Source organism: Actinomadura graeca, from assembly GCF_019175365.1.
Classification (GTDB): domain Bacteria; phylum Actinomycetota; class Actinomycetes; order Streptosporangiales; family Streptosporangiaceae; genus Spirillospora; species Spirillospora graeca.
This window is the reverse complement of the sequence record NZ_CP059572.1, coordinates 6,262,690-6,280,259: the sequence shown is the minus strand read 5'-3', so window position 1 is coordinate 6,280,259 and position 17,570 is coordinate 6,262,690. Positions and strand designations below refer to the sequence as shown.

Sequence of the window (17,570 nt, the reverse complement as noted above, 5' to 3'; positions counted from 1 at the left end):
TAGCAAACTCCGGGGTGTGCTCGCGCACGTGATTCACTCGCCGACGGCGCGGCGGTCGTCGGCGTACTGGTCGAAGACCTCGTCGGGGGTGACGAGCTCGATGACCTCGGCGGGCTCGGTGGCCTGCTCGGCGAGGCGGGCGGCTTCGCGGGCCCTGGCGCGGGCCAGGGCGCGGGCCTCGGCGGCGGCCTGGCGGCGGGCGGTGTCCATGCCGACGGCGACGCGCAGCAGGGCGAGGTGGCCGGTGAGGAGGGCCGCCGGGGGCAGGACGGTCCACCAGGGGGCGACACCGGACGCGATGACGGCGGCGACGGTCGTCAGCAGCAGGGACAGGCCCGCGGTGCGGCGGCGGCGCCGGGCGATGACGGTGGCGCGGCCCGCGCGGCGGCGGGGGGCGGGCGCCTCCTCGCGCGGGGCGTCGCCGGGCTCGGGGACGGTCTCGGTGTCGTCCTCGGCGGCGGGCTCCTCGGGACGCTTGTGGAGGAGCCGGGTGATCCCGGCCTCGCCGTCGCGGCGCAGCCACATCGGGACGAGGACGACGGCCCAGACGGCGACGATGGCGAGGTAGAGGACGGCGCTGCTCACCGGCTCACCGCCGTTCCCAGGGCACGCTTGACAGGCGGGCCGACTTTCGGCGCGCGAACGTGCAATGGGAGCAGGGTCACGCCCCGCACGGTACGAGCCGGTGTCAGAGGTTGACGAGCATAAGGGGCGGTGTGTCGCGAGATCGAGTCCGCCGTTACTCTCCGTTTGCCGAGCCTTCTCGTTCGCAGGATTCTTACGGGCGGAAAGTCAGCCGGACGTCACGACGTCGAGCGGGGAAAGGCCCGGTTGCGTTCGGCGAGCCAGCGGGCGCGCAGGCCGCCGGGGACGTCCTCGACGGTGAGGGCGTAGCAGATGTGGTCGCGCCAGGCCCCGTCGATGTGGAGATGGCGGCGGCGAATTCCCTCCTCCCGGAATCCGAGCTTTTCGACGACGCGGCGGCTCGCGGTGTTCTCCGGGCGGATATTCGCCTCGACGCGGTGCAGGCCGACGGTGAAGAAACAGTGATCGACGGCGAGTGCGACGGCGGTGGGAATGACGCCGCGTCCGGCGGCCTGGCGGTCGACCCAGTAGCCGATCTGGGCGGAGCGTGCCGAGCCCCAGACGATCGCGCCGACGGTGAGCTGCCCGGCGAACCGGCCCTCGTGGGTGACGACCCAGGGCAGGGCCAGGCCGTGGCGGGCCTCGCGGCGCATGGTGTGGACCATGCTGATGTAGGGGCCGAGGCCGCTGCGGAACAGCGGGGTCTCGGGGTTGGTGGGCTCCCAGGGGCGGAGCCAGTCGGCGTTGCGGACCCGCAGCTCGCGCCAGGTGGCGGCGTCGCGATGCCGTAGCGGGCGCAGCCCCACAGGGCCCTCGGTCAGGGTGACCGGCCATCCCCGCAAGCGTTCCACGGTTCCATGATTCCCTGGCAGGACGGGTGGACGCCATCAATTGTCGCCGAGAATTCCGCCGCGGAGCACCTCCAGGAGCCTCGCGACCTCCTGCGACACGGCCGTCCGGGCCGATCCGAGGTAGCGGCGGGGGTCGACGAGGCCGGGGGCGTCGCCGAGGGCGCGCCTGATCTCCGCGGTGAGGACGGCGTTGAGGCGGGTCGCGATGTTGACCTTCGTGAGGCCGTGCCGGACGGCGGCGGCGAGGGTCTCGTCCGGGACGCCGGACGAGCCGTGCAGGACGAGCGGGACGGGCACGGCATCGCGCAGCTCGGAGATCAGCGCGAGGTCGAGGACGGCGTCGCGGGTGATCATCCCGTGGGACGTGCCGGCGGCCACGGCGAGGGCGTCCACGCCGGTCGCGGCCACGTAGGCGGCGGCTTGGGCGGGGTCGGTGCGGGCGCCGGGGGCGTGGGCGCCGTCCTTGCCGCCGACCTCGCCGAGCTCGCCCTCGACGAGGACGCCGCGGATGTGGCACCAGCGGGCGACCTCGGCGGTCGCGGCGACGTTGTCGTCGTAGGGGAGGGTGGACGCGTCGAACATCACCGAGCCGACGCCGAGCTCGACGGCCTCGTAGACGAGGTCGATGGACGTGGCGTGGTCGAGGTGGACGGCGACGGGCACGGCGGCGCGGCGGGCGGTCGCGAGCGCGGCGGCGACGACCGGCGCGGCGGCGCCGTGGTACTTCACGGTGTTCTCGCTGATCTGGAGGATGACGGGCGCGGCGGCGGCCTCCGCACCGGCGGCGATGGCGGTGGCGTGTTCGAGGAGGACGGCGTTGAACGCGCCGACGCCGGGGCCGCCGGCGATGATCTCACCGGTTCCTACGAGGGGCATGGGACTCCTGCCGGGTGTCGAGGGCGTCGATGACGACTTCGGGGAGCAGGCGGGCGTATTCGCCTGCGTCGAAGTCGCCTGCCACGGGGGCGCGCACTGCGGACGCTGAGAGCGCCACCGCGTCCCGTAGCAGGGCGGGCCAGGGAGTGGACGAGAGCAGTGCGCGCGCGGTGGCTGCCACTACGGCGTCTCCCGCGCCGGTTGGGTTCCCGGAAATGCGCTTTGGCGGTTTGGCGTGCCAGGCGCCGTCGGGTGTCACGCCTAGGAGGCCCTCTTGCCCGAGGGACACCAGAACAGCGCGCGCGCCTGCCGCTTGTAGCGCACGGGCACCGGAGAGGGGTGGTCGTCCGGTGGCGCGGACGAGTTCGTCCGCGTTGGGTTTCACGACAGTGGGTCCTGCGGGGACGCCCAGGGAGAGCGCGTCGCCGTCGGCGTCCAGGATGACCGGACGGTCGGCGAGCCGGGTCAGCAGGGCGTAGGCGTCCCGTGGCACGCCCGGCGGCAGGCTTCCGGAGAGGACGACCACCTGTGCGTGCGGCAGGAGGGCCCGGTAGTGCTCCAGGAATCCGTCCCACTCCCCCGGCGTGACCTCGGGCCCGGCCTCGTTGAAGACGGTCGCGCCGGACGTGTCGGAGGTGACGGTGAGGGTGTGCCGGGACGTCCCGGCGATGGGGAAGAACGCGTGCCGGAGGGCCGATCCGTCGAGGTCGGCCCGGATGGCGTCCGCCGTCGCGCCTCCGGCCAGCCCGGTGATCAGGACGTCCTCGCCCAGCGCGGCGGCCACGCGGGCGGCGTTCACGCCCTTGCCGCCCGCGCGCCGGTGCGCCGCGCCGACGCGGTTGGAGCCGCCCCACGCCACGCGGGCCATCGCGTAGGTGACGTCGAGCGCGGCGTTCAGCGTCACGGTGAGGATCACAGCCAGCGCCCGCGCTTCATGACCCGGGCGACGGCGAGGTCGTCGTCCAGGACGAGGAGGTCGGCGTCCTTGCCGGGTTCCAGCGAGCCGACACGCGAGTCGATGCCCAGCGCGCGCGCCGGGGTCAGTGCCGCCGCTTCGGCCGCCTGCGCGATCGGCACGCCGACGCCGGTGACGGCGTGGCGGAACGCGTCCGCCATCGTGATCGTGCTGCCCGCGATGGACGACCCGCCCGCGAGGGTCGCCCGCCCGTCCCTTACCCGGACGTCCATCACGCCGAGCCGGTAGTCGCCGTCGCCCATCCCGGTCGCCGCCATCGCGTCGGTGATCAACGCGACGCGGCCGGGGCCGGCGGCCCGGAAGGCCAGCGCGACCACACCGGGCTCGACGTGCACGCCGTCGTTGACGATCTCGACAGTGACCCGCGGGTCGTTCAGCGCGGCGGCGACCGGGCCGCCCTCACGGTGGTGCAGCGGCCGCATCGCGTTGAACAGGTGCGTCGCCACGCGCGCGCCCGCGTCGAAGGCCGCGCGGGCGACCGCCCCCGGCGCCTCGGTGTGCCCGACCGCCGCGATCACGCCCGCGTCCGCCGCCGCGCGGACGAGTTCTAACGCGCCCGGCAGCTCCGGCGCCAGCGTGATCATGCGGACATGGCCGCGCCCGAGGCCGGCGAGGTGCCGGAACTCGGCGATGTCAGGGGGTCTGAGCAGCGCCGGGTCGTGCGCGCCGCAGCGTTCCCGCGCCAGGTAGGGGCCTTCGAGGTGGATACCGGCGATCAGGCCGTCGGCGGCCGGGCCGGCGAGCGCGGCGACGGCGTCCGCGAGTTCCCGCCCGGTGCCGGTGACGAGGCTCGCGATCGTGGTCGTCGTCCCGGCGGCGAGGTGGAACCCGGCCACGCGCCGCGCGTCCTCGTCCGAGCCGCTCTGATAGGACGCCCCGGCCCCGCCGTGAACGTGCATGTCGACGAAGCCCGGGACCACATAGCGCCCGCCGAGGTCGATCTCGTCGGCGCCCGGCGTCTCTGCGGTGCGCGGAGTCTCGGCGGTGCGCGGCGTCTCGGTGGCATGCGGCGTGGTGGCCGGTGGCCCGTTCGCGGCGATGCGGCCGTCCCGGACGTGCAGGTCACCGCGCCGGACGCCGCCGGGGAGGACGAGGCGGCCGTCCCGCAGGACGATCACCGCGCGTCCAGGATGACCGAGCGGGTCAGGTTGCGGGGCGTGTCCGGGTCGGCGCCGCGGGAGCGGGCGGTCTCGACGGCCAGCCGCTGGACCCGGACGAGGTCGGCGAGCGGGTCCAGCCCGCTCGTGATCATGGTGCCTCCGGCGTCGGTGACCTGGCGGGCCAGCCCTGGCGGCGCGTCGCCGAACATCCAGGTGACGCGGCCCGGACCGGTGACGCTGATCGGGCCGTGCCGGTACTCCATGGCCGGGTACGACTCGGTCCAGGCGCCGGCGGCCTCGCGCATCTTCAGGGCCGCCTCGTGCGCCAGCCCGGCCGTCCAGCCGCGTCCGAGGAAGGTGAGCTGCTCGGCGCGGACGGCCACGTCCGGCAGCGGCATGGCGAGCGCCCGCGCCGCGTCGGTGATCACTCCCGTGAGGTCCTCGCCGAGGTGGGCGCGCAGCAGGGCGAGCTGGGTGGTCGCGAAGCGCGTCTGCACCACCGACCTCTCGTCGGCGTAGCCGAGGACGACGGCCTCGTCGGCGGCCGACATGACGGGCGTCGCGGGATCGGCGGTGATCGCCGTGGTGGGGATCGTCCCGCGGACGTGGGCGAGCACGTCCAGCACCTCGGTCGTCGTCCCGGAGCGGGTGAGGGCGAGGAGCCGGTCGTAGGCGCGGCCCCGCGGGTACTCCGACGCCGCGAACGCGTCGGTCTCGCCGTGCCCGGCGGCCTCGCGCAGCGCCGCATACGCCTGCGCGACGAACCAGGACGTCCCGCAGCCGATCACGGCGACGCGCTCACCCGGTCGGGGCAGCCTCGGCGCGAGCCCGGGGGCGGACGCGGCGGCGCGGCGCCACAGCCCGGGCTGGGAGGCGATCTCGGCCGCGGTATGACCGGCTTCTGCCACGTCTGCCATAGAGATGCCCCTTTGCTCTCCTTTGCTTGTTAATGAGTTTTTCATAGGGAGATAGCGCATAAAAGACCATCAGTGTGCATCGCTAGAATCATTTCGTGACCTCGCCCCGCATGTCCGTCCGATCCCCGGCCCCCCTGCCCAGGCCCGCACCGGCGCCCGCACGCGCGGAGGAGGGCTTGCGTGGCCAGGCATGAGCGCTGGAACGCGCTCCTGGAACTGCTGTCGGAGGCGGGGCGGCTGACCGTCGAGGAGGCCGCCGCGCGGATGAAGGTGTCGGCCGCCACGATCCGCCGCGACTTCGACCAGCTCGCGCAGCAGCAGATGCTCACCCGCACGCGCGGCGGCGCCGTCGCGCAGAACGTCAGCTACGACCTGCCGCTGCGCTACAAGAGCGCGCGGCACGCCTCGGAGAAGCAGCTGATCGCGGCCGCCACCGCCGAGCTCGCGCGTCCCGGCTCGGTCATCGGGCTGAACGGCGGGACGACGACCTCCGAGGTCGCGCGGGCCCTCGCCACCCGCGCCGACCTGCACGCCGAGGGCGCGTCCCCGGCGATCACGATCGTGACGAACGCGCTCAACATCGGCAACGAGCTGGCCGTCCGGCCGCACGTCAAGATCGTCCTGACGGGCGGGGTGCCCCGGCCGCAGTCCTACGAGCTGACCGGCCCGCTCGCCACCGGCATCTTCGACCACGTGACGCTGGACGTCGCGATCCTCGGCGTGTACGGGGTGGCCGTGGAGCACGGCGCCACCTGCCACAACGAGGGCGAGGCGGACGTCAACCGCCTCATGGCCGAGCGCGCCGAGAAGATCGTCGTGGTGGCGGACGGCTCCAAGATCGGCCGCCGCGCGTTCGCCAAGATCTGCGACACGTCCCGGATCGACGTCCTGGTGACGGACGGCACCGTCGCCGAGGACGACGTGGCGGCCTTCACCGAGGCGGGTGTCCGGGTGATCCGGGCCTGACGCGCCGCGCCCGGAGGGGGCCGCTCAGTGCGCGGCGGGACGGGGGTGGTCGCCGCCGCGGATCTGGTCGACGGCGTGCGCCAGGACGCGCCCGAGGACGGTCATGCCGTCGCGGACCCCACCCGTCGAGCCCGGCAGGTTGACGATCAGCGTGCGGCCCGCGACACCGGCCAGGCCCCGCGACAGGATCGCCGTGGGGACCTGGTCGCGTCCCTCCGACCGGATGGCGTCCGCCAGGCCGGGGATCTCGCGCTCCAGCACCGGCCGCGTCATCTCGGGCGTCCGGTCGGTCGGGGTGAGGCCCGTCCCGCCGGTGGTCACGACCACGTCGTAGCCGTCGCGCACCGCGTCCCGCAGGACACCGGCGACCGGCTCGCCGTCCGGGACGACCACGGGCCCGTCCACCTGGCAGCCGAGATCCTCCAGCATCTCCACCAGCACCGGCCCGGACCTGTCGGCGTACACGCCCGCCGCCGCCCGGTTCGACACCGTCACCGCCATCGCCCGCATCGTCATCCCTTCACCGTCCCGCCCGCACCGTCCTCGCCGTCCTCACCGCCGTCGCTCCCGACCCCGCCGGGGACCTCAGGGGGAGTCAGGGCGGCGCCAGACGCCGGTCTTGCCGCCGGTCTTCTCCTCGACCCTGACGTCGGTGATGACGGCGGCGGGATCGACGGCCTTCACCATGTCGACCAGGGCGAGCGCGGCGACGGAGACGGAGGTGAGGGCTTCCATCTCGACGCCCGTCCGGTCCGCGGTCCGCGTGGTGACGGTGATCGCCACACCCTCGTCCTCGATGGCGAGGTCCACGGTGACGCCGTGCAGCGCGATGGGATGGCACAGCGGGACGAGGTCGGGGACGCGCTTGGCGCCCATGATCCCGGCGATGCGCGCCACGGAGAGGGCGTCGCCCTTCGGCATGTCCCCCGCGCGCAGCGCGGCGACGCACTCGGCGGACAACCGGACGAAACCCGTCGCCGTGGCGGTGCGGGAGGAGACGTTCTTGGACGAGACGTCGACCATGCGGGCCGCGCCCTTCTCGTCCAGGTGGGTGAATTCGGTGCCCATTGCGCTCATGACGGCAACCTCATCACATCGACGTGGGAACCGGCGGGCATGGCCTCGGCCTCCTCCGGCAGCACGATGAGCGCGTCGGCGGACGAGAGCGAGCCGAGCTGGTGCGAGCCCTGCCCGTCGGCCGGGGTGACGGCGTAGTGGCCGCGGTTGAAGGAGAGCCGCCCGCGGACGTAGTGGCGCAGCCCCGCCGGGGACTTGACGTCCGCCCCGAGAACGGCGCTGACCGTCGGCAGCGGCTCGGGACCCAGCCCCTGCATGGCGCGCAGCGCAGGACGGACGAAGACCTGGAAGGAGACGTAGGCGCTGACGGGGTTGCCGGGGAGCGTGAAGACCGGGACGCCTTCGAGCAGCCCGAAGCCCTGGGGCCTGCCGGGACGCATCCGCACCTTGTGGAACTCGACCGTCCCGGTGCCGCTCAGCACCTCCTTGACGACGTCGCGGGTCCCCATCGAGACGCCCCCGGAGGTGACGATGGCGTCCGCGCGGACGAGCTGGTCCCGCAGGGCCTCCATGACCTTCGCGGGCTCGTCCTCGACCGTCGCCTGCCGGTAGCCGACGCCGCCCGCCTCGACGACGGCGGCCGTCAGCATGAAGGAGTTGGACTCCCAGATCTGGCCGTCGCCGAGCCGCTCGCCGGGTTCCCGCAGCTCCGTCCCCGTGGACAGCACGACGACGCGCGGCCGCGGCCGGACGACGGCGCGGGACCGGCCCACGGCGGCGATCATGCCGATCTGCGCGGCGCCGAGCCGGGTGCCCGCGTCCGCGACGACCTGCCCGGCGAGGACGTCCTCGCCCGCGCGGCGGATGTAGTTGCCCGGCGACGCCGGACGCGAGACCCGCACGGTGGCGTTGCCGCCGTCCGTCCACTCGACCGGTATGACGGCGTCGGCCCCGGCGGGCATCGGCGCGCCCGTCATGATCCGCGCGGTCAGCCCCGGCCGGATCGCGGACACGCCGGGGTCGCCCGCGAGGATGTCCCCGACGACCGGCAGGACGACCGGCTCCGCCTCGGTGGCGCCCGCGATGTCGGAGGCGACCACGGCGTAGCCGTCCATCGCGGAGTTGTCGAACGGCGGCAGCGGCACGGGCGCGGAGACAGGCTCGGCGAGCACCGTCCCCTGCGCCTCCAGCAACGCCAGATCGAGCGGCGCCAGGACGGGGACGCTGCCGAGGATGTCCGTCAGATGCTCGTCGACCGATCTCATGCCCACGCACACAGTCTGACGTGTCGTCCGGGGTCCCCGGCGCATCCCACGCCGCCGCGCACCGCCATCCCGTCCCGCGACCGGACCGTCCGGGCGGTCCGGGACGACCGGCACGACCGGGCGGGCCGGGACGACCGGGCGGGCCGGCCCGGAGACCGGCCGTCAGCGCGGGACGGGGAGATCACTGATCGTGCTGGCGGACGAACTCGCGCAGCCACGGCATGAACTCCGGCGCCAGGTCGGGACGCTCGGAGGCGAACTGGACGACCGTCCGCAGGTACTCCAGCTTGTTGCCCGTGTCGTAGCGGCGGCCGCGGAACTTGACCCCGAACACGCCGCCGCCCTGGTCGGCGGGGGTGTCGGCGAGGGTGCGCAGCGCGTCGGTCAGCTGGATCTCGCCGCCGCGGCCGGGCGGGGTCTTCTCCAGCACGTCGAAGACCGCCGGGTCGCAGACGTACCGGCCGATGATGATCCAGTTGCTCGGCGCCTCGTCGGGGGCGGGCTTCTCGACGAGGTCGCTGATGCGGACGACGTCGTCCTCGCCGGTGGCCTCGATGGCGGCGCAGCCGTAGGACGAGACCTGGTCGGGCTCCACCTCCATCAGCGCCACGACGCTGCCGCCGTGCTGCCCGCGGACCTCGATCATCCGCTTGAGCAGCTGGTCGCGGGCGTCGATCATGTCATCGCCCAGCAGGACCGCGAACGGCTCGCGGCCGACGTGCTGGCGCGCGCAGTGCACCGCGTGCCCGAGGCCGCGCGGCTCGCCCTGCCGGACGTAGTGCATGATCGCCAGCTCGCTGGACTCGCGGACGGCGCCGAGCCGCTCGTCGTCGCCCTTGGCGCGCAGCGCCTCCTCCAGCTCGTAGGCGCGGTCGAAGTGGTCCTCGATGGACCGCTTGCTGCGTCCGGTGACCATGAGGACGTCGGTGAGGCCGGCATCGACCGCCTCCTCGACGACGTACTGGATCGCCGGTTTATCGACGATCGGCAGCATTTCCTTGGGTGTCGCCTTGGTGGCGGGCAAGAATCGGGTACCGAGGCCGGCCGCCGGGACGACCGCTTTGAGCACTGGTGCAATGTCGGCCATGAGAAGACCCTAGTCATCCGTGAGGACCACAGCGTGCACGACATAGCGACGAAGACCCGCCTCCGCGCGGAGCTCCTGGAGAAGCGTGCGATGATGCTCCCCGGCGCGCGCTCCGAGGCCGGGCGGGCGATCCGGGACGCGCTGCTGTCCGTTCCCGAGGTCGAGATGGCGGGGACGATCGCGGCGTATGTGTCGATCGGCGCCGAGCCGGACACCCGCGGCCTGCTGTTCGCGCTCTGGAAGCGCGGCGCGTACGTCCTGCTGCCAAAGCTCCTGCCAGACGGCGACCTTGACTGGGCCTCCTACGAGGGTCCCGACTCCCTGGCGCCGGGCCCGCGCGGCTGCCTGGAGCCGACCGAGCCGCCGCGCGGGCCCGGTGCCGTGGCCAGCGCCGATGTCGTCCTGGCTCCGGCGGTCGCCATCGACCGCACGGGGATGCGCCTGGGTCGCGGAGGCGGCTCGTACGACCGCGCGCTGGCGCGGGTGGGCCCGGCGATCTTGACGGTGGGGCTGGTGTACGACGGCGAGCTTGTGCCGGAACTGCCCGCGGAGTCCCACGATCAGCGTGTTCGCAGCGCCGTGACCCCTTCCGGAGGTCTGCTCAGGTTCACCTGATCAGTGCGACCGGTCCATCCGCACCCTGCCTGACCTGCGGACGTGGCCGCTTTGGGCCATTCTGCGCCCTCGCCGCTCACGCGGCTTCCGGTCCATGCGGATGCGAATCTGCGGCGGACGGAGGCAGACGGAGGCACACGGAGGCGGACGGAGGCGGACGAGGCGGATCTGCGGCGGACGGAACGGCACACAAGGCCGCCCGGTGGCGGCCGAAGCTTGTCGCCTGGGCGCGACGACATCGCCGGGGCCGTACGGGGCGCGAGGTGCAGAACGTTGTGAACGGGGTAAACCCGCAGGTCAAGCGATGCCGGACAGCGCCCGCGACATCCTGTCCCTCAACCACAAGTGTGCGATTTCTCCATGAATGTGTAGGATTCCTAAACGATCAACTTTGACGACCCCGGAAGGGCGGGATGTGCACCTAGACATCTGGCTACTCCTCGGGGCCACGCTCGTACTCAGCGCCATCGTCGCGGTCAGGCTGTCGCACCAGGCGGGCCTGCCCACCCTGCTGGCGTACATGGGCCTCGGCCTTCTCATCGGCGAGTCCGGCCCCCTCCACATCGACTTCGACAACGCCGAGCTGGCCGAGACGCTCGGCCTCGCCGCCCTCGTCCTCATCCTGGCCGAGGGAGGCATCACCACCAGCTGGCGGCACGTGCGGCCCTCGGTGCCCGCCGCGCTCAGCGTGTCCACCCTCGGCACCCTGATCAGCATCGTGGTGGTGGCGGCCGCCGCCATGTGGCTGATCGACCTGGACTGGCGGCCCGCGTTCCTGCTGGCCGCGGTGCTCGCCCCGACCGACGCGGCCGCCGTGTTCTCGGTGCTGCGCCGCCTCCCGCTGCCGTCCCGGCTGACCGGGCTGCTGGAGGCGGAGTCCGGCTTCAACGACGCCCCCGTCGTGATCATCGTGATCACGCTCAGCTCGCACGCGGCCGCCCCGAACCTCGCCGAGCTGTTCGGCGTCATGGTGTACGAGCTGATCGCCGGCGGCCTGATCGGCATCGCCATCGGCTGGCTGGGCGCGCAGGCGCTGCGCCGCATGGCACTGCCCGCGTCCGGCCTCTACCCCATCGCCGTCTTGTCGCTGTCCGTCGGCTCCTACGGCGCGGCCACGCTGCTGCACGCCAGCGGATTCCTCGCCGTATACGTCAGCGCGCTCGTCCTGGGCAACGCGCGTCTACCCCACAGACCCGCCACACGTGGTTTCGCAGAGGGGATCGGTTGGCTCGCCCAGATCGGGCTGTTCGTGATGCTCGGGCTCCTGGCGTCGCCCAGCGAACTGCCCGGGCAGATCGTCCCCGCACTGGTGATCGGGTTCATCCTGCTGCTGGTCGCCCGCCCGGTGTCGGTGGTGCTGTCGACGATCGGTTTCAGGCTGACGTGGGGCGAGAAGCTGTTCGCGTCCTGGGCGGGCCTGCGCGGCGCCGTCCCGATCGTCCTCGCCACCATCCCCATGGTGAAGGAGGTCCCCGACGCCGGACGGCTGTTCTCCATCGTCTTCACGATCGTCGTGGTGTTCACGCTCTTGCAGGGCCCCACGCTGCCCCTTGTGGCGCGCTGGTGCCGTCTGGAAAGCGACGAGCAGGCACGCGAACTGGACGTGGAAGCGGCGCCCCTGGAGGAACTCCACGCGGACCTGCTGGAAGTGCGGATCCCGTCCGATTCGCAGCTGAGCGGTGTGGAGATCTTCGAACTGCGGCTGCCTCCGGGCGCGTCCGTCACCCTGGTCGTGCGGAACGGGTCGAGCTTCGTCCCGGAACCCACCACGCCTCTGCAATCGGGTGACACCCTCCTGGTCGTGACCACCGATGCGGTACGGGAGACGACCGAACGCCGCCTGCGTGCGGTCAGCCGACGCGGCAAGCTGGCGGGCTGGTTCGGCGAAAGCGGAATCTGACCAACGGCACTTGTCCTGGCTCTTGCCCTTGCACTTGCCCTGGCGCTTGTCCGGTACCGGCACCTGACCAGCCGACCCGGCCAGCAGGCTTGGCCCGGGCCCCGCCCGCGTGGAGCGACTCCAGGCGCGGGGCCCGGGAACAGGGCGAGGACGATTCCCGTTCCACGCATGGGTACCATTAGCAGTCGTTCAGAGTGAGTGCCAGTCCGGACACCACCGGGCTGAGTCAGCGAGGAGGAACCGTGCCGACGTATCAGTACGTTTGCACCGAGTGCGGCGAGCCTCTTGAGGTCGTGCAGAAGTTCAGCGACGCCGCGCTGACCGAATGCCCGGCTTGCAGCGGCAAGCTGCGCAAGGTCTTCTCCGCCGCGGGGATCATCTTCAAGGGCTCCGGCTTCTACCGGACGGACAGCCGCGGCTCCAGCAAGACCTCGACCGCGGGCGCCTCGTCCAACGGGTCCTCCTCGAACGGCGATTCGGGCGGCTCGAACGGATCGGCCGAGTCGAGCGGGTCCGGCGACTCGGCCAAGGCCGGCACCTCGTCGTCCTCGTCGGGCGACTCCTCGTCCTCCGGCTCGTCGACGTCGTCGTCGTCTTCGTCCTCGTCGTCCGAGAAGGTCGCCTGACCCTCTGGGACGCGCGCACGCTCCCCCCGCACCTGCCCCGAGGGCGCCGAGCCGGGAGCGCGCTCTACCGCGCCCAGGCGGCGCCACACTGCCGTCCGGTGCACGGCACAGAGGCGGCCCGAGGCGAACCAGAGGCGGGCCGAGGCGTACTAGATCGCGTTCGGAAGCCTCAGCCCACGTCAGACGTCTGAGCCTTCAAGTAGGGCTTCAGCGGACACCCAGCACCCACAGCCGAGGGCCCTGGTCAGACCAGCTCTGACCAGGGCTCTCGTCACATACCGCATCGCAGACCCCGACCAAGCCGATCGACGGGCACTCCACTGAAGGGACGAGGGCTCCGGCAGTCGTCTCCGACGTGCTGCGCATGCGTTTCGGCGCCGCCTACATCTTGAGGGGTAGCCCCTCGATCGTTTCTGCCTCGTGCGAGGTAGCGCATCTCCCAACTCACGCCCGACGCGCGCCCGGCCGTCCGCGACGACGATTGTTGCGATGGCGAACACATCGGGACGACTCATCCGACGGCCACCGAAACGGCCGCACGGCCCCCGGCCAGGGCCCGCTTGACAAGACTCCATAATAGAGAGACTCTTTGAGCGAGAAGCTCACTCCCCTGAGGAGCGAGGAGTCAACGCGATAGTACTTGACTTCTCTCTCCTAACGAGACACTCTCCTACTGAACACGACATATCGCGATCTGCCCGGGATGTCCCGGTACAGGAGAAGGAACCATGAGCGCACCCAGCCCAGCTCCCCCCAGAACGGCGTCCCATCGCCTTGCCGGATTGATCGCCGGACGGCGCACCAAGTGGGCCGTGCTGGCCCTGTGGATCGTCCTGCTGGCCGCCCTCGGGCCCCTGGCCGGCAAGCTCGGCGACGTCGAGAAGAACGACGCGGCGGCATGGCTCCCGGGCGGGGCCGAGTCGACACAGGTCGTCGAACTTCAGGAGAAGTTCCGCAAGGACGAGACCATGCTCGCCGTGGTCGTCTACGAGCGGCCGGGCGGGATCACCGCCGCGGACAAGGCCAAGGCCACGTCCGACCTTCCCGGGCTTGAGAAGCTTCCCGGCGCGCAGAAGGCGCAGGGACCGTTCCCGTCCAAGGACGGCAAGGCCCTGCAGACCCTCGTGCCCTTCACCGACCAGGACGTGACCGGTGCCATCGACGGTGCGCGCGATCTCGTCAAGCGAGGGCCGCCCGGGTTGAACGCGCACGTCACCGGCCCCGCCGGCGGCGGCGCCGACATGTTCGCGGTCTTCGAGACCCTCGACGGCTTCCTGCTCATGGCCGCCGGCATCGTCGTGATCGTCCTGCTCCTGATCATCTACCGCAGCCCGATGCTGTGGTTCGTCCCCGTCCTGAGCGCGGTGTTCGCCCTCGGGCTCGCGCAGTCGGTCGTCTACCTGCTGGCCAAGAACGCGGGCCTGACCGTGAACGGGCAGAGCGCCGGGATCCTGACCGTCCTGGTCTTCGGCGTCGCCACCGACTACGCGCTCCTGCTCGTCGCCCGCTACCGCGAGGAACTGCACCGGCACGAGGACCGGCACGAGGCCATGGCGTACGCGCTGCACCGCGCCGCGCCCGCCATCGTCGCCTCCGCGGCCACCGTCGCGGTGGGCCTGCTGTGCCTGATGCTCGCCGACATGAACTCCACCGCCGGGATGGGCCCGGTCGCCGCCGCGGGCGTCATGACCGCGCTGGCCTCCATGGTGACGCTCCTGCCCGCCCTTCTCGTCATCTTCGGACGCTGGCTGTTCTGGCCGCTCGTCCCCCGGTACGACGCGAAGTACCTGGAGCCTGAGGCGTACGAGTCGGAGCACGGCATCTGGAGCCGCGTCGCCGGCCTCGTGGGCAAGCACCCGCGCGCGCTCTGGGCCCTCACGTCCGTCGGACTGCTCGCCCTCACGTTCGGTCTCGGCTCGCTCAAGGCAGAAGGGCTCTCGGACGCGGGCCAGTTCACCGGACGTCCCGACTCCGTGGTCGGCGCCGAGATCGTCTCCAAGCACTACCCCGCCGGTTCCGGCGCCCCCGCGGTCGTCATCGGCAAGGCGTCCGAGGCGGGCCCCCTGGGCGCGGCCATACAGAAGACCTCTGGAATCGCCGAGGTCGGCAAGCCCGTCACCGCGGGCGGTCTCGTCCAGTACGAGGCGACCCTGCGCGACTCGGCCGACAGCAAGGCCGCGCAGGACACCATCGACCGGCTGCGCGACGTGGCGCACTCCGTCCCGTCCGCGGACGCGAAGGTGGGCGGCACCACGGCCACGGCCCTGGACATCAAGCGGGCCTCCGACCGCGACAACAAGGTCATCATCCCGATCGTGCTGGCCGTGGTGTTCCTGATCCTCATCCTGCTGCTGCGCGCCCTGGTCGCGCCGCTGCTGATGATGGGCACCGTCGTCCTGTCGTTCCTCGCCTCGCTCGGCGCCTGCGCCCTGGTCTTCCGGCACGGCTTCGGCTTCGAGGGGACCGACACCGGCTTCCCCCTGCTGGCCTTCATCTTCCTGGTCGCGCTCGGGGTCGACTACAACATCTTCCTGATGCACCGCGTCCGCGAGGAGTCGCAGAGCCTCGGCACGCGCCGCGGGATCCTGCGCGGCCTCACCGTCACCGGCGGCGTCATCACCTCCGCCGGGCTGGTCCTCGCCGCCACCTTCGCCGCGCTCGCGACGCTGCCGCTGGTGGCGATGGCCGAGATGGGCTTCGTGGTCGCGTTCGGCGTCCTGCTCGACACGCTGATCGTCCGGTCCCTGCTGCTGCCCGCCCTGTCATACGACATCGGACGGCGCATCTGGACCCCTGGCCGCCTCTCCAAGCACCACACGGCGCCCGAGGAGCCCCGCGTCCTCGACCCGATCGGCTGATGGCGCGACCCCGCGAAATCCCCCGGAGGCCCGGCCACCCGGCCGGGCCTCCGGCACGTCTTCGCGGAGTTATCCACAATCGGCGGAGGGCCTGCCGGGTGCCGGTGGGGGGTGGCTAGTGTCGGCGACATGTCCACTTCGCCTTCCGCAGGGCCCGCCGCCGAGATCGGGGTGATCGGCGGCTCCGGCTTCTACTCCTTCCTCGACGACGTCGAGGAGGTGCGGGTCGAGACCCCTTACGGTCCGCCGAGCGACCCGATCGCGGTCGGCGAGCTCGCCGGCCGCCGCGTCGCGTTCGTCCCCCGGCACGGCCGTGACCACCGCTACCCGCCGCATAAGATCCCCTACCGCGCCAACCTGTGGGCGCTGCGCTCCCTCGGCGTCCGCCAGGTCCTCGCACCCAGCGCCGTCGGTTCCCTCGCCCCCCACCTCGGTCCCGGGACGTTGGCCGTCCCCGACCAGCTGGCCGACCGCACCCACGGCCGCGCCCAGACCTACTACGACGAGGGCGCCGCGGTCCACGTGTCGTTCTCCGACCCTTACTGCCCGGCGGGCCGCCGCACCGCCGTCGGCTCCGCCCGCACCGCCGGCTGGGACCCCGTCGACGGCGGCACCCTGGTCGTCATCGAGGGCCCGCGCTTCTCCACCCGCGCCGAGTCCCGGTGGTTCGCCTCCCAGGGCTGGACGCTCGTCGGCATGACCGGGCACCCCGAAGCCGTCCTCGCCCGCGAGCTGGCGCTCTGCTATACCCCGCTGTGCCTCGTCACCGACCTCGACGCCGGTATCGAAGAGGGCGAGGGCGTCACCATGGACGAGGTGCTCCGCGTCTTCGGCGAGAACATCGGCCGCCTCCGCGCCCTCGCGGCGGACGTGATCGCGACCCTGCCCGCCGAACGCACCTGCCCCTGCCCCCGAGCCCTGGACGGCATGGAAATCCCCCTGGAGCTGCCATGAGCGCCCGCCTGGCACGTCTACGGCGACCCCTGGCGGCCCTCTTCGCCGCAGCCGCCGCCGCGTCCGCCCTCGCCGCCCTGCGCCCCGGCCCGTTACCGTCCATCCGCGTCCTCGCCGCCGCCCGAGACCTCCCCGCCGGGACGACGCTCCGCCCGTCCGACCTGCGCCCCCTCGCCCTCCCACCCGGCGCCGTGCCGTCCGGCGCCCTCCGCACCGGCGCGACCGGCCGCGTCCTCGCCGCACCCGTCCGCCGAGGCGAACCGCTCACCGACGCCCGCGTCCTAGGAGACGCCCTGCTGCGCGGCTACGCCTCCGGGACGGTCGCCAGCCCCATCCGCATATCCGACGCTGCCACCGTCCGCCTGCTCCACCCCGGCGACCGCATAGACGTCCTCAGCACAGGCCCGTCCCCCACTGACGCGAGGCCGCCCGACGATGAATCCCAGAGCCGGGACCCCGCCCGCGTGCTGGTGTCGGGCGTGCCCGTGGTGACCGTCCCGCCCAGGGAGGACGGCAACGCCCAGGAAGGAGCCCTCGTCCTAGTGGCAACCGACCGCCCCCAGGCCGCCACCCTCGCCTCCGCCGCAGGAACCCTCTCCCTAACAATCACCGGAGGCTAACCCCGCTCACACCCACCACACCAACAACACCAGCACAACAAGCAAGCCAGCCTCCACCGCGAACCCAGCCGCACGCCCCGCCCCCAAACCCCCGACCACCCGAGACGGCCGACCAACTAGCAAGCGACCCACAACCTGCTCGACCGACCAACCGAGCCCCGCCCGACCTTCCACACCTACCCGCCGCCTGACACCCGACCAGTCGACCTACGACAACCTGATCACCCAACACACCCGAGCTGCACCCGACTGGCCGACCGACCGGCAGGCCGAACGGCCGACCGGACGGCCAGTCCGAGGGGCCGAAAGTCAGGGGGCCGAGGAGGCTGAGGGACCGACCCGCGACACACAATCGCC

At 72.5% G+C, this 17,570-nt stretch carries 17 protein-coding genes; 7 read left to right on the top strand and 10 right to left on the bottom strand.

What is annotated here, in order from left to right; all coding sequences use genetic code 11:
- Positions 1-33: 33 nt before the first annotated feature.
- From sepX to AGRA3207_RS27800, 6 genes are all read right to left on the bottom strand, one after another.
- The gene (gene sepX / locus AGRA3207_RS27825) at positions 34-585 is read right to left on the bottom strand and encodes a divisome protein SepX/GlpR (RefSeq protein ID WP_231329953.1); all 552 of its coding nucleotides are present in this window, start codon (positions 583-585) and stop codon (positions 34-36) included.
- Positions 586-803: 218 nt separating this feature from the next.
- Positions 804-1,427: a GNAT family N-acetyltransferase gene (locus tag AGRA3207_RS27820; RefSeq protein WP_338028304.1), complete on the bottom strand. Its 624-nt coding sequence runs from the start codon at positions 1,425-1,427 to the stop codon at positions 804-806.
- A gap of 45 nt (positions 1,428-1,472) precedes the next feature.
- Positions 1,473-2,312 (bottom strand): class II fructose-bisphosphate aldolase, encoded by an 840-nt coding sequence (locus AGRA3207_RS27815; RefSeq protein WP_231329951.1) that lies wholly within the window; start codon positions 2,310-2,312, stop codon positions 1,473-1,475.
- Positions 2,290-3,216 (bottom strand): 1-phosphofructokinase family hexose kinase, encoded by a 927-nt coding sequence (locus AGRA3207_RS27810; RefSeq protein ID WP_231329950.1) that lies wholly within the window; start codon positions 3,214-3,216, stop codon positions 2,290-2,292. Before AGRA3207_RS27810 ends, AGRA3207_RS27815 begins: the two co-directional genes overlap by 23 nt.
- Positions 3,217-3,224: 8 nt before the next feature.
- On the bottom strand, positions 3,225-4,406 hold the full coding sequence (gene nagA, locus AGRA3207_RS27805; protein ID WP_231329949.1) for an N-acetylglucosamine-6-phosphate deacetylase: 1,182 nt from the start codon (positions 4,404-4,406) through the stop codon (positions 3,225-3,227).
- The gene (locus AGRA3207_RS27800; protein WP_231329948.1) at positions 4,403-5,305 is read right to left on the bottom strand and encodes an SIS domain-containing protein; all 903 of its coding nucleotides are present in this window, start codon (positions 5,303-5,305) and stop codon (positions 4,403-4,405) included. Before AGRA3207_RS27800 ends, nagA begins: the two co-directional genes overlap by 4 nt.
- Positions 5,306-5,485: 180 nt before the next feature.
- On the opposite strand from AGRA3207_RS27800, the gene AGRA3207_RS27795 reads away from it, so the two are divergent.
- Positions 5,486-6,271: a DeoR/GlpR family DNA-binding transcription regulator gene (locus AGRA3207_RS27795; RefSeq protein WP_231329947.1), complete on the top strand. Its 786-nt coding sequence runs from the start codon at positions 5,486-5,488 to the stop codon at positions 6,269-6,271.
- Between the two features lie 24 nt (positions 6,272-6,295).
- Here AGRA3207_RS27795 and AGRA3207_RS27790 read toward each other — a convergent pair whose 3' ends face one another.
- The 4 genes from AGRA3207_RS27790 to galU all read right to left on the bottom strand — a co-directional run bounded on the left by AGRA3207_RS27790 (position 6,296) and on the right by galU (position 9,640).
- Positions 6,296-6,781, bottom strand: coding sequence for a MogA/MoaB family molybdenum cofactor biosynthesis protein (locus AGRA3207_RS27790; protein WP_231336412.1), 486 nt, complete (start codon positions 6,779-6,781; stop codon positions 6,296-6,298).
- Between the two features lie 75 nt (positions 6,782-6,856).
- Positions 6,857-7,339: a cyclic pyranopterin monophosphate synthase MoaC gene (gene moaC / locus AGRA3207_RS27785; RefSeq protein WP_231336411.1), complete on the bottom strand. Its 483-nt coding sequence runs from the start codon at positions 7,337-7,339 to the stop codon at positions 6,857-6,859.
- 5 nt (positions 7,340-7,344) lie between these two features.
- Positions 7,345-8,553 carry a molybdotransferase-like divisome protein Glp gene (gene glp / locus AGRA3207_RS27780; protein WP_231336410.1) on the bottom strand — a complete coding sequence of 403 codons (1,209 nt, stop codon included), beginning with the start codon at positions 8,551-8,553 and terminating at the stop codon, positions 7,345-7,347.
- 181 nt (positions 8,554-8,734) lie between these two features.
- Entirely contained in the window at positions 8,735-9,640 is a 906-nt protein-coding gene (gene galU / locus AGRA3207_RS27775; RefSeq protein WP_231329946.1) for a UTP--glucose-1-phosphate uridylyltransferase GalU, read from the bottom strand.
- A gap of 33 nt (positions 9,641-9,673) precedes the next feature.
- Between galU and AGRA3207_RS27770 the strand changes: the two genes are divergently transcribed.
- The 6 genes from AGRA3207_RS27770 to cpaB all read left to right on the top strand — a co-directional run bounded on the left by AGRA3207_RS27770 (position 9,674) and on the right by cpaB (position 17,213).
- A complete protein-coding gene (locus AGRA3207_RS27770; protein WP_420830794.1) occupies positions 9,674-10,255 on the top strand; it encodes a 5-formyltetrahydrofolate cyclo-ligase in 582 nt (193 codons plus the stop codon).
- Positions 10,256-10,670: 415 nt separating this feature from the next.
- Positions 10,671-12,155, top strand: coding sequence for a potassium/proton antiporter (locus tag AGRA3207_RS27765; protein ID WP_231329945.1), 1,485 nt, complete (start codon positions 10,671-10,673; stop codon positions 12,153-12,155).
- A 242-nt stretch (positions 12,156-12,397) separates the two neighbouring features.
- Entirely contained in the window at positions 12,398-12,781 is a 384-nt protein-coding gene (locus AGRA3207_RS27760; RefSeq protein WP_231329944.1) for an FmdB family zinc ribbon protein, read from the top strand.
- Positions 12,782-13,563: 782 nt separating this feature from the next.
- Complete coding sequence (locus AGRA3207_RS27755) at positions 13,564-15,639, top strand: MMPL family transporter (protein WP_231329943.1); 2,076 nt, start codon at positions 13,564-13,566, stop codon at positions 15,637-15,639.
- Positions 15,640-15,768: 129 nt separating this feature from the next.
- Complete coding sequence (locus AGRA3207_RS27750) at positions 15,769-16,593, top strand: S-methyl-5'-thioadenosine phosphorylase (protein WP_231329942.1); 825 nt, start codon at positions 15,769-15,771, stop codon at positions 16,591-16,593.
- Positions 16,590-17,213 carry a Flp pilus assembly protein CpaB gene (gene cpaB, locus AGRA3207_RS27745; protein ID WP_231329941.1) on the top strand — a complete coding sequence of 208 codons (624 nt, stop codon included), beginning with the start codon at positions 16,590-16,592 and terminating at the stop codon, positions 17,211-17,213. Before AGRA3207_RS27750 ends, cpaB begins: the two co-directional genes overlap by 4 nt.
- Positions 17,214-17,570 lie beyond the last annotated feature (357 nt).

What these genes read in the sequence shown, in the direction of transcription:
- AGRA3207_RS27815 (WP_231329951.1), bottom strand. Translation starts at nt 2,312, where the DNA reads ATGCCCCTCGTAGGAACCGGTGAGATCATCGCCGGCGGCCCCGGCGTC.
- AGRA3207_RS27800 (WP_231329948.1), bottom strand. Translation starts at nt 5,305, where the DNA reads ATGGCAGACGTGGCAGAAGCCGGTCATACCGCGGCCGAGATCGCCTCC.
- AGRA3207_RS27790 (WP_231336412.1), bottom strand. Translation starts at nt 6,781, where the DNA reads ATGCGGGCGATGGCGGTGACGGTGTCGAACCGGGCGGCGGCGGGCGTG.
- moaC (WP_231336411.1), bottom strand. Translation starts at nt 7,339, where the DNA reads ATGGGCACCGAATTCACCCACCTGGACGAGAAGGGCGCGGCCCGCATG.
- glp (WP_231336410.1), bottom strand. Translation starts at nt 8,553, where the DNA reads ATGAGATCGGTCGACGAGCATCTGACGGACATCCTCGGCAGCGTCCCC.
- galU (WP_231329946.1), bottom strand. Translation starts at nt 9,640, where the DNA reads ATGGCCGACATTGCACCAGTGCTCAAAGCGGTCGTCCCGGCGGCCGGC.
- AGRA3207_RS27750 (WP_231329942.1), top strand. Translation starts at nt 15,769, where the DNA reads ATGTCCACTTCGCCTTCCGCAGGGCCCGCCGCCGAGATCGGGGTGATC.
- cpaB (WP_231329941.1), top strand. Translation starts at nt 16,590, where the DNA reads ATGAGCGCCCGCCTGGCACGTCTACGGCGACCCCTGGCGGCCCTCTTC.